Source organism: Yersinia frederiksenii ATCC 33641 (assembly GCF_000754805.1).
Lineage (GTDB): Bacteria > Pseudomonadota > Gammaproteobacteria > Enterobacterales > Enterobacteriaceae > Yersinia > Yersinia frederiksenii.
Genome location: NZ_KN150731.1, coordinates 769,117 through 781,663, shown reverse-complemented (window position 1 = coordinate 781,663; position 12,547 = coordinate 769,117). Strand labels below are relative to the sequence as shown.

Genomic DNA, 12,547 nt, shown 5'->3' with positions numbered 1-12,547 from the left:
ATTAAAAACAGTGTGTAATACAACAGCACCTTAAGGTAACTAGGCCATCTTGGGCCATATAACTATTTAGTCGCTAATTATAACTAATTGAATTTTAATCAGAGAAATAATTTAATTATAACGTTCTACACTCAATTGAGACTGTAATATTCCAGTGCTCTTTTGGAGATAAGTATCGTGGATACCAAATTCAATCAACTCCCTGAATTGTCATCCCATCAACCTACCGGTTTCCTCCAGCATTTTTTTACGCAAGTTCATAACCTACCAGATAAAATAGCCATTATTACACCTGAAAAGACGCTGACTTATCATACCCTGGCTAAACAAGCGGCAATTATTGCACGAGCCTTACAGAACAAAGGGGTTACTCGGGAGACACCTGTTGCCATTCTTTTACCACCCGGTATTGAACAAATCATCAGCCAAACAGGTATCCTGATAGCTAATGGAAGTTGTGTTCCTTTGGACCCCAATATACCTGAAGAGCGTCTTAACAGTATGTTGGACGATTTACATGTTCAGTGGACAATCGCAATTTCACGGGAAGAACATAGAAATCTGCATACTACACTGCTTGATTTTCATAGTTTACTAATAAACCAACAGCATATCGAAAATACTTATGAAGATATTTCACTGAAACATCGGACCCATATTTTATTTACATCAGGAACAACGGGAAAACCAAAGGCCGTTGAAATTGAAGCAAAAGGTATTTTACGTTTAGTTGTGAATACCCACTATGTAGATTTAACTGCCGATGATCGCATTGCTTGTATTGCCAATCCGACTTTTGATGCATCACTGTTTGAAATTTGGGGGGCATTACTTAATGGAGCCACCACGGTCATTATCCCAAAAAAAGACGTTCTGAATATCCAGGATTTTGAGAAGGAGATAATTCGGCAGCAGATAACCATTATGTTTATCACCACAGCCTTGTTTAATCTGATCGCTACAACATCACCTCGAGCATTTCGGTTTTTACGTAATTTATTGGTAGGTGGCGAAACAGTGAACCCACACACTCTGAAGCTTATTCTGGATGCAGCCCCGCCAAAACGTCTTTTTAACGTCTACGGTCCTACAGAAAGCACTACATTTTCCATAGCGTATAATATTCAAGCTGATGATTTAACAAGCGGAAGTATTCCCATTGGCCAACCTATTGATCGTACTCTCGCTTTCATCCTCGATGATCGCTTGTTACCTGTTGCTCAAGGGGTAATTGGCCATTTGTACATCGGCGGTGAAGGGCTAGCTCGTGGTTATTGGAACCGTGATGAACTGAACAAAGAAAAATTCGTAAATGTCACTTTGCCTGGCGATTCAAAACCGCTGAGACTCTACAAAACTGGTGATTTAAGTTGTCAACGTCCCGATGGGGTATTTATGTATCATGGGCGTATGGATAACCAAGTCAAACTTCGCGGACATCGCATTGAATTAGAAGAAATTGAATTCCAACTTTTAAACAGTGAACTGGTGAAAGCAGCAACGGTTATTTTGGTCAAAAACGAGAATACTGATCCCTTCTTGGCAGCATTTATCGTTCCCCACAAACCAGACAATTTTAAGATAAAAGCGCTGGATAAAAAACTTCACCAATATTTACCAGAATATATGCTGCCACGCTTGTTTGTCGTCAACACTATTCCTCTAACATCAACCGGGAAAACTGATAAACAACAATTACTAATAAATATGGAAGAAAACACCGTGAGAGTCGAAAGACCTGAAGTGTTCAATGATACGGAATATTCACTGTTACTTCTCTGGCGGAAAATCCTGAATAAGACAGATATTAATTTGGATGATAACTTTTTCCAACTGGGTGGCAGTTCATTACAGGCAGCAAGCTTGATTATTGAATTAGGGCGGCAATTCATCCGGCATTTTTCAGTACAAACACTCTATGATGCCCCTACGTTGCGAGAACTTGCTGACATAATTTCACAAGAAAACGTAGCTCGTATACACAATGATGTTGCACAGTGGCTGCAGGATGCTCAGTTGCCAGATGACATTCAGCCATTATCAGGAGACCTTCAAAATTGGAGCACTTTAAACGATGCAACAGTGCTGTTGACCGGTTCTACTGGTTTCCTTGCTGCATTTTTGTTGTGTGACCTATTGGCGATGTCGAATATTAAGCAGGTTATTTGCCTTATTCGTGCAACCGATGAGGTGGCTGCTCGTCAACGTATTGAACAGAACCTCTCGCAATATGGTTTGTGTGACCTGATTTTTAACCCGCGTATTACCATCATTACTGGCGATTTGTCTCTACCAAAATTAGGGTTAAGTGACGAACTATATTATCAGTTGGCAACAGAGAGTGATGTGATTTTTCATTTGGGTGCGCATGTTAATTACATCCAACCTTATCAGGCTCATCGTGCAGGTAATATTGAAGGGACGCTGAATATTTTACGTCTGGCGACACAAAGTAAACCTAAGTCACTGCACTATATGTCAACTATTGCTGTTTATGGCCCTGCCGGACTATTGAATAAAGTCGACAGAATTTATGAAAATGACGATTTAAAACCATATCTTGAAGGCATGAAATATGACTCCGGTTATTCACAAAGTAAATGGGTTGTCGAGCAGTTTATCTGGGAAGCTAAAAAACGAGGGATCCCGTTATCGGTATATCGACCCGGATTTATTATGGGGGACAGCATAAACGGCATGGGAAACCCGAAAGATTTTGTCTCTCGATTGATCAGAGGATGCATTGCGATCGGTGCTTACCCTATCCTTCCTCGCCAGCGCAAAGAGTTTATTCCGGTTGATTACGTCAGCACGGCATTATTAACCATCGCAAAGGACAACAATAATCTTGGACAGGCTTATCATCTGGTTCCGCCAGACTATGCTCAATCCATCGATCTGGATCAATTTTTCGAATTGATATGCCAAAGCGGGTATCCACTGCAAAGGCTGCCATACTCCGAGTGGATCACCAGACTGGATGCTGACCCCAAGCTTTTTGATAACCCGCTAATGCCGTTACTGCCGATGCTGTCCGAAACGGTTTATCAAAAACAGACTCGTTGGGAAGTATATGAAAACATGCCCGCATATGACGCCAGCAATACACAAGCGGCTCTGGCTGCAGCTAATAGCCAACTAAAATTCACACCAATGGATAAGAATCAGTTACTGCTGCATCTGGATTTCTGGCAAAAAAACGGTTTTTTACCCGACAATAAAAGCTAGCTGTGGTTCTGCTGTATTACGCCTTCGTCTGATAACGGCGCTTCAATCGTCGCCGCAATATCAAACGACGAATAAGGCCGATGCTGGGATTCAGCTCATTTCGGCGAACAAACGATATTGGCCGGTATTGAGTTAGTGCACATGATACGCAAAGGACAACTTCATCATCCTGCTGGCACCGCGTTGTCACCGGCTGAACCATTTTATCTGTTGGCCACCTAAAAAATAGGTAACCCCATTCTTCCTCTTCTTTCCGTTAATGCGACAGAGACAATACACCCCCTCTAAGATATTGATTTATTTATCTTATATCAACTGATGATCCGTAATCTCCTCTTTGGACTATAGTTAGCACTATTCAGTTTTTTTGCTGTAGTACGTTTATTGCGTATCGGCAGCTTTTATACTCGCCTCTTTTTATGACTGTATGCCTTAGTGACAGTCTTTTGCTTTCCACCTTCATTTAACATTTTTTGACAGCATTTTGCCGATAATGGCGTTGACTGCTCAATATCACACAGCTCACATAACTCAGGAAAATCATCTGAGTAACGCGTTTAGATGCGCTTTTTTAGGCGTTTTGTCGACTTTTTGTTATGCAGATTACCACCAGACTGTATTAGCACCTGACCAGAAAGGTATCTATGAACTTATTTCTAAAGACAATTCTTGGATCACGAAAGACAGTCACCCCCTGGCATGATCTTGCACCAGTTAGGGAGGAATTGTTTAGCGTGGAGCGATTGGAGCAACATGCTGAAAGCCTTGCTAAAGCACAGTCGATCACTCGCCATCCTCCACGGGTTTCGACTCTCCATGCTCGTCTGAATGATAACGCTAATACCTTGTTGGCTGCATACCGGGCTAGTGCCGCAGAGTTGGAAAATGGCCGCCCTGTGGTACCTGCGGCTGAGTGGTTGCTGGATAATTACCATCTGGTTGAAGAACAAATCCGAGAGATCCGCGATGATTTACCTCCGGGCTACTACCGGCAGTTACCCAAACTCGCTGATGGGCCCTTTGCAGGTTATCCACGCGTGTTTGGGATTGCCTGGGCATTTGTGGCTCATACCGACAGCCACTTGGACCCCGATGTCTTGTGCCGTTTTATCATGGCGTATCAACGTGTTCAGCCGTTGACCATCGGCGAACTTTGGGCGGTTGCGATCACTCTGCGTATCGTGCTGATAGAGAATTTGCGTCGTCTGGCGGATCAAATATCGCAAGGGCGCAAAGCGCGTGCCGATGCTGAAGCATTAGCGAATCGCTTATTGAAAGCAGCGGATAGCCGGTTAGTTCTGGAGTCCGATATTGCAGTGCGCTCTACTGAACCCCTATCAGAGCAATTTGCATCTCAGTTGGCAAAACGGTTGCGGGATCAGGATCCGCGTACCACACCTGCACTGGGTTGGTTGGAAGACCGACTGAAATTACAGGGACTATCGGTCAGTGAAGTGGTACAGCATGCCCAGTTGCGGCAGGGAGCATCTAACGTTTCGGTACGAAATGTTATTACCAGCATGAGGTTGATTTCAGATATTGATTGGGCTGATTTATTTGAGAGTATCAGTTTGGTGGATGAATGCTTACGCCAAGGAAGTGCCTTTGGCAGCATGGATTTTCAAACTCGCAATCTGTACCGCAGCGCCATTGAGCAATTATGCCGTGGTTCGACCTTCACCGAGTTGGAAATTGCCGGTCTAGCCTTGCAAGCAGCCCAGAATGCCGCAGCCAGCGCAGAACCCGACCAGGCCGAACGCTGCCGTGATCCAGGCTATCATCTGATTGGTGCCGGACGGCATGATTTAGAAAACCAGATCAGATTCAGCCCCTCAATACGTTTATGGTTGAGCCGTTTGAGTGTCAGTCTGGGAGTCGGGGGTTACATAGGGGCTATTTTACTGGTTACTGTCGGGTTATTGGCATTGGCCTTGTGGATGGTCTCTTTCCCCGGCTTGGCGGCAGGTTGGTTGGTGCTGTTTGCTGCAATTGGATTTATACCGGTGACTGAAGTGGCTACAGCACTAGTAAATAGAGCCATCACCTGGAGCTTTGGTGCCACAATTTTACCGGGGTTGGAGTTGACCAACGGCGTGCCCGACGAACTACGGACCTTGGTGGCGGTGCCCACATTATTGACCAGTAAAGTGGATTTACTGGAGCAAATCGAGCAGTTAGAAGTTCACTATTTGTCGGGTTCCACCAGCTCGCTCACTTTCGCCCTGCTATTGGATGGCATTGATGCTGACACCCAAGTGGTCACAAGTGATGGCCCACTCCTGGCATTAGCCGATGAAGCTATTGCGCGGCTTAATCAACAATATGGCCCCGGTCCGGCAGGCCCGCGCTTCCTGCTGCTATACCGCCAACGGCTATTTAATGAAAGTGAGAATTGCTGGATGGGCTGGGAGCGCAAGCGAGGTAAGTTACATGAACTTAACCGCCTGCTACGTGGAGCAACAGATACTTCATTTATTGCCACCGCAGCCGGTGAGCCTTGGGTGCCTGCGGATGTGCGCTATGTCATTACACTCGATGCCGATACCCGGCTGCCTCGGGATGCTGCCCTACGTCTGATTGGCAAAATGGCTCATCCCCTTAATCGGCCGCGCTTCAGTACTGACCAGCAACGGGTCATTGATGGCTACGGTATTCTTCAGCCGCGAGTGACATTGGCACTACCAATGGGTAAGGGCGGATCATTGTACCAATGGGTCTTTTCCGGCCCCGGCGGTATGGACCCTTACGCTGCAGCAGTTTCAGATGTTTATCAGGATATGTTTGGCGAAGGTTCTTATACCGGTAAAGGTATTTATGATGTTGATGCATTTGAAGCATCGCTGGCGGGCCGAGTGCCGGAAAACGCCCTACTCAGCCATGACCTGTTTGAAGGAATTTTTGCCCGCGCTGGATTAGCCTCAGATATTGAAGTGGTCGAAGAGTCACCGGCCCGCTATGACGTGGTAACTAAGCGCCAGCATCGCTGGACACGAGGTGACTGGCAGTTATTGCCCTGGATTGTCAAAAATGGCAAAGACAGTCACGGTGTGCCGCTGCTGGGGCGTTGGAAAATGGTAGATAATCTGCGGCGCTCATTGGTTGCCCCTTTTGCGTTGCTGTTGCTTGGGTGTAGTTGGATGCTACCGGTGCCAACTGCATGGGCTGGGGTGCTGCTGGTCATCTTGCTGATGGCATTACCCTCTTTCTTGCCGGTTTTATTCTCACTATGGCCCGCCCAAAATATTCGGTTCAGTAGCCATTTACACACCTTATTAGACGACGCCAAACGGTCCGCCAGCCAGACATTACTTTCATTGATTTTTCTAGCCGACCACGCCTGGCAAATGGCTGATGCAATCGGACGGACACTGATTCGTCTGTTTATGACTCAGCGCAATTTACTGGAGTGGACGACAGCGGCTCAATCTGCCGGGAAGCCACGCCCCGGATTATCCGGTTTCTATCGCCATATGGCCGGAGGAACGCTATTTGGTTTGCTGATGGCGACCATTGCACTCATTGTTTCTCCTGCAGTCTGGCCACTGATTTTACCTTTTGCCGCGCTCTGGTTTTTTGCGCCCGCCATTGCATTGTGGGCCAGTCGCGCCCATCAGGTAATCGCGCATAAACCCATGACAACAGACGATATTCATGAGCTGCGTCTGACCGCTCGCCACACATGGCGTTTCTTCGAAACTTTTGTCACTGCGGATGAGAATATGCTGCCGCCGGATAATTTTCAGGAGGACCCAAAACCGGTAGTCGCACACCGAACTTCGCCAACCAATGTGGGCCTGTATTTGCTCTCGACCGTGGTCGCTCGTGATTTTGGTTGGGCAGGTACCTATCGAACATTACTGCGGCTAGAAGCGACTTTTGAGACTTTAGATAAATTGGCACGTTTCAGAGGACATTTCTTTAACTGGTATGGCACGCAGGATCTGCGGACATTAGAGCCCGCTTATGTTTCTTCCGTCGACAGTGGGAATTTGGCTGGGCATTTGATTGTGCTGGCTAATACCTGTGAAGAGTGGGCTGCAGAGCCGTTGGCCGCGAATGGTGCAAAAGGATTGATGGATAATCTGCTGCTGGCTGAGGCTTCATTCCGGCAGCTACCTCCGGGAGATGCGGATTTTAAACGCAAACTTTGGGCTGTTCTGGAACAAATTCGCCTGGATTTAAAAGGCGTCGGTGAGGCTGAAATGCTGCCATTGGCGTTGAAAACACTCTTTGCGAAAGCCTCCGCGATGGTGCATGGCGTCGCTCGTCCAATCGATGATAATGCATTTATTGATATGAGTTATTGGATTGAATCTCTGGTTCTGGCAGCGGCAGAACATGAATATGACCAACGGTTACCCCAAGAGATGCAAGAGCAAGTCATTGATCGACTGCTCAAATTAGCCGCAGAGGCTCGCCACATGGCACTGGCGATGGATTTTGCTTTTCTACTTGATCCTGAACGCAAATTGTTGTCCATCGGTTACTCTCTGGTGGATAACAGCCTTGACCCGAGTTGCTACGACCTACTGGCCTCAGAGGCCAGACTTGCCAGCTTGTTTGCTATTGCCAAAGGGGATGTACCCACCCGTCATTGGTTTCGTTTAGGGCGGGCTGCCACACCTATCGGCAAAGGGGCGGCGTTGATTTCATGGTCTGGTTCAATGTTTGAGTACTTGATGCCTTCACTGGTGATGCGTGCGCCCGCAGGCAGCTTGCTGGAACAAACTAATCAGTTGGTGGTTGAACGCCAACAGGCTTACGGGCACAGCTTGGATATCCCGTGGGGAATATCTGAGTCGGCGTACAGTGCGCGGGATATTGAATTCACCTATCAATACTCGAATTTTGGTGTGCCGGGCCTGGGATTAAAACGCGGCCTATCAGAAAACACCGTTATTGCCCCTTATGCCACCGGTTTGGCGACGATGATTGACCCGCACGGTGCCCTGAAAAACTATGAAAGGTTAGCCGAAATGGGCGCATTGGGGCGCTATGGTTTTTATGAGGCACTGGACTTTACTCGCTCCCGTTTGCCAGAAAATCAGCAGGCAGTCATTGTACGTAACTATATGGCGCACCATCAGGGCATGACCATTGTGGCGATCGCTAATACCTTGCAACAAGGGCGAATGCGCAACCGCTTCCACCATGAGCCGATGATACAGGCCTGCGAGTTATTGCTACAAGAACGCATGCCGCGCAATGTAGCGATATCCTACCCACGAACCGACGAAGTGTTGCTTTCCGCAGTGGCAGACAATGCATTGCCAACCATGCGCCGCCTATCGTCCCCTGTTATTGGCGCCCCCATCACCCACCTGTTATCCAATGGCCGCTATGCCGTGATGTTGACAACTGCTGGTGCGGGTTACAGCCGCTGGTTGGATGTTGCCGTCACCCGCTGGCGGGAAGATGCCACTTGCGACGATTACGGCTCATTTATTTTCTTGCGCGATTTACGCAGTGGGCGTAGTTGGTCGGCTGGGGCGCAATTGGCCGCCAGCGACAATGCACACCGCGAAGTGATTTTTGGTGAGGATCATGCTGAGTTTATTTGTCGCGACGGTACGTTGACCAGCACGATGAATGTGCTGATTTCCAGTGAAGATGATGGGGAAGTTCGGCGGATTTCGTTACTTAACACCGGCCGTCGAGCTCGGGAGATTGAACTGACATCGTATGCTGAAGTGGTGCTCGCTGCCGTGTCGGCAGACAATGCCCACCCGGCATTCGCCAAAATGTTTGTGGTTACTGAGTATCTACCGGCAATAGGCGCATTAATTGCAACGCGTCGGCCCCGCACGGCACAAGAGCCTCAGATCTGGGCGGCACATTTCTTGGTAGCCGATGGCCTGCCAGCCACTGAACTGCAATATGAATCGGATCGCGCCAAATTTATTGGTCGTGGCAATCGGGTTGCCACTTCGGCAGCAATGCAAGTAGGGGTGGCGCTGTCAAATACTGTCGGGACGGTGCTGGACCCAATATTCTCATTACGCCAAAGTCTATTGGTACCAGGCGGTAAAACCGTCACAGTTTCCTTCTGGACGCTGATCGCTTCTTCAAAACAAGCTTTGCTAGATATGATAGATAAACACCGCGATCGTAGCGCTTATGACCGGGCTAAAACACTGGCATGGACTCAGGCGCAGGTGCAGTTACGTCATCTGGAAATTAAAGCGGAAGAAGCGGCTGATTTTCAGCAACTGGCCGCCCCTATTCTCTATGCCGATGCCCGCTTCCGCTCGCCATCCGCCACTATCATACGGGGTGCTGGGGTACAGTCAGCACTGTGGTCACAATCAATCTCGGGCGATTTACCGATAGTCTTGCTGCGCATTGAAGATATCGAAGACATTGAGCAAGTGCGGCAATTATTGCGCGCGCATGAATACTGGCGCATGAAACGTCTGGCCGTTGATTTGGTTATTATCAATGAGCGGGCGTCTTCTTATGTGCAAGACTTACAAATCGCCATTGAAACTGCGGTACGCAGCAGCCAGTCGCGGCCTCGCTTGGGTGATGAACTGCGGCAAGGTTCGGCATATGCTTTGCGGGCCGATCTGATGAATGCAGAAACACGTGCATTGTTGCATTCAGTAGCGCGGGTGGTACTTTCAGCCCGCTATGGAAAATTAGGCAATCAACTCAACCAGTTATTGTTCACTCTGGACAAAAAAGTGGTTCCATCAGACAAAAAATCATTCATGTCTGATAAACAGTTAATCGCCCAAGATAAGAAGCATCGGTCATCGAATAAGGCTCTACTCGTTGCGAATAAAACAATTATTGCGGATAAGAAAACGCGCTTTTCACTGATTAAATCCGCTAATTTTCCAACGGAAAAGTCGTTGTCGCTGGCGACAACAGGGTTACCGTTATCCAAAACCCTGCTACCGCAACCCGAGAATCTCGAGTTTTTCAATGGTATTGGCGGTTTTGGTCTCGAGGGGCGGGAATATATCACTTGTCTGAATGAGGGAGAAAATACCCCCGCGCCGTGGATCAATGTTATTGCTAATCAGAACTTTGGCTTCCAGGTGTCCGTGACCGGTAGTGGCTATACCTGGGCTGAAAATAGCCGGGAAAACCAGTTAACGCCATGGCAGAACGATCCAGTTATCGACCCTTCAGGTGAATGCTTGTATCTGCGAGATGAGGACTCTGGCCAACTCTGGAGCCCGACAGCGCAGCCGATTCGTGATAGCGGCACCTATATTGCTCGCCATGGGCATGGTTATAGCCGATTTGAGCATCAGGCTAACGGTATTGGCATGACGTTGCTGCAATATGTTCCACTGGCTGACCCTATCAAGATATCTCGCCTAACACTGCACAATATGTCGGATAAACCACGGCGTATCTCAGTAACCGCTTATGCCGAATGGGTGCTGGCGACCTCTCGTGGGGCAACCGGGCCATTTATTATCAGCGAGATGGATGAAACAACCGGGGCCATGTTGGCGCGCAATCCGTGGAGTACCGCCTTTCCCGGCAGAATTTCTTTTGCTGACCTAAATGGGCAGCAAAACAGCTGGACAGCTGACCGCAGTGAATTCCTTGGTCATTATGGGGATTATTCCGCGCCGCGGGCTTTATTGGCAACAATGCCGCTATCGGGTGCGACCGGGGCTGGATTCGACCCATGCAGTGCATTACAACAGACGATTGAACTGGCGGTGGGTGAACAGGTTGAAGTGGTTTGGTTTATCGGCCAGAGTGACTCGGTCAGTGCGGCACAGACTTTAATTACGCGCTACCGCGCAGCAAATCTGGATGCGGTGTTAAGTGAAGTTATCACTTACTGGCGCAGTCTATTGGAAGCGGTTCAGGTCAAAACCCCGGATCGGCATATGGATATCATGCTCAACGGCTGGCTGTTGTATCAAACACTGGCGTGTCGAATTTGGGCAAGATCTGCTTTTTATCAGGCCAGTGGTGCCTACGGTTTCCGCGACCAATTACAGGATGGTATGGCACTGACCTTTGCTCAGCCAGATACCACCCGCCACCATTTGCTACGTGCTGCTGGGCGGCAATTTATTGAAGGTGATGTCCAACACTGGTGGCTACCTCATTCAGGCCAAGGGGTTAGAACCCGAATCTCTGATGACCGAGTTTGGCTCTCTTATGCTACGGCCACCTATATTCTCGCCAGTGGCGATGTCGGGGTGTTGGATGAAACTGTCCCCTTCCTTGAAGGACCGGTATTGCATCCGGGTGAACACGATGCTTTCTTCCAGCCGCTAGAGGCACAAGAAACAGCCTCGTTGTTTGAACACTGCGCGAAAGGATTGGATCAATGTATTGAACTGACTGGAGAACTGGGCCTGCCACTGATGGGGACCGGTGACTGGAACGATGGTATGAATCGGGTAGGTGAAGAAGGCAAAGGAGAGAGTGTGTGGTTAGGTTGGCTGCTGGCGGCAACACTGAAAATGTTTATTCCGCTAGCCACTCAGCGCGATCCGCATCGTGCTAGCCAGTGGCAGCATCATCTCACTGGGTTGATTGCTGCATTGGAGCGAGAAGCATGGGACGGTGACTGGTATCGGCGTGCCACTTTCGATAACGGCAGTTGGCTGGGTTCCAAAGAGTGCGAAGAGTGTCGCATCGATTCTATTGCACAGTCATGGGCGGTGCTTTCGGGGGCAGCAGATCCACAGCGGGCGGAACAGGCGATGACCTCTTTGGAACAACACCTTATTCGTCACAATGAGGGGATGGCGCTACTGTTCACACCGCCGTTTGACAACACACCCGATGATCCCGGCTATATCAAAGGCTATCCACCAGGATTGCGTGAGAATGGTGGGCAATATAGCCATGCTGCCATGTGGGTGATTTTGGCCTTTGCCAAATTGGGAGAAGGAGATAAAGCCGGTGACTTGTTCGCGTTACTTAACCCGATCAATCATGGGAACACTCCGGACGGCATTGCGCGTTACAAAGTCGAACCTTATGTCGTGGCTGCTGATGTTTATTCTGTTGCCCCCCATGTCGGGCGTGGTGGCTGGACGTGGTATACCGGCTCTGCGGGTTGGATGCATCGCGCGGGTATTGAGGGTATTCTTGGAATCCGGCGTGAGGGAGAAGAACTGGTGATTAACCCTTGTATCCCTACCCGTTGGCAGGGGTTTGAGGCGACCATTAACCTAGCAAATACTCGCTACGTTATCCGTGTTGAAAACCCAGAGCAGCGCTGTCAGGGCATCACTTCGGCGACATTGAATGGTTCACTTCTATCTCATCAACCAGATGGGTTACGAGTGGCGCTCGATGGTAGCGAGTACGAATTGATTATCATTTTGTAGTA

General features: G+C 48.6%; 2 protein-coding genes and 1 pseudogene. All 3 read left to right on the top strand.

Annotated elements, in window-relative coordinates:
• The first annotated feature begins 177 nt into the window (after positions 1-177).
• Complete coding sequence (locus tag DJ58_RS18085; RefSeq protein WP_004712013.1) at positions 178-3,228, top strand: amino acid adenylation domain-containing protein; 3,051 nt, start codon at positions 178-180, stop codon at positions 3,226-3,228.
• A 53-nt stretch (positions 3,229-3,281) separates the two neighbouring features.
• A pseudogene (locus DJ58_RS22500) lies at positions 3,282-3,450 on the top strand (IS6 family transposase); the annotation flags it as partial.
• A 422-nt stretch (positions 3,451-3,872) separates the two neighbouring features.
• Complete coding sequence (locus DJ58_RS18090; protein ID WP_032911839.1) at positions 3,873-12,545, top strand: GH36-type glycosyl hydrolase domain-containing protein; 8,673 nt, start codon at positions 3,873-3,875, stop codon at positions 12,543-12,545.
• The last annotated feature ends 2 nt before the right edge of the window (positions 12,546-12,547 follow it).

Bases quoted from the DNA above. Each gene is read 5' to 3' on its own strand.
- DJ58_RS18090 (WP_032911839.1), top strand. From the start codon at position 3,873: ATGAACTTATTTCTAAAGACAATTCTTGGATCACGAAAGACAGTCACC.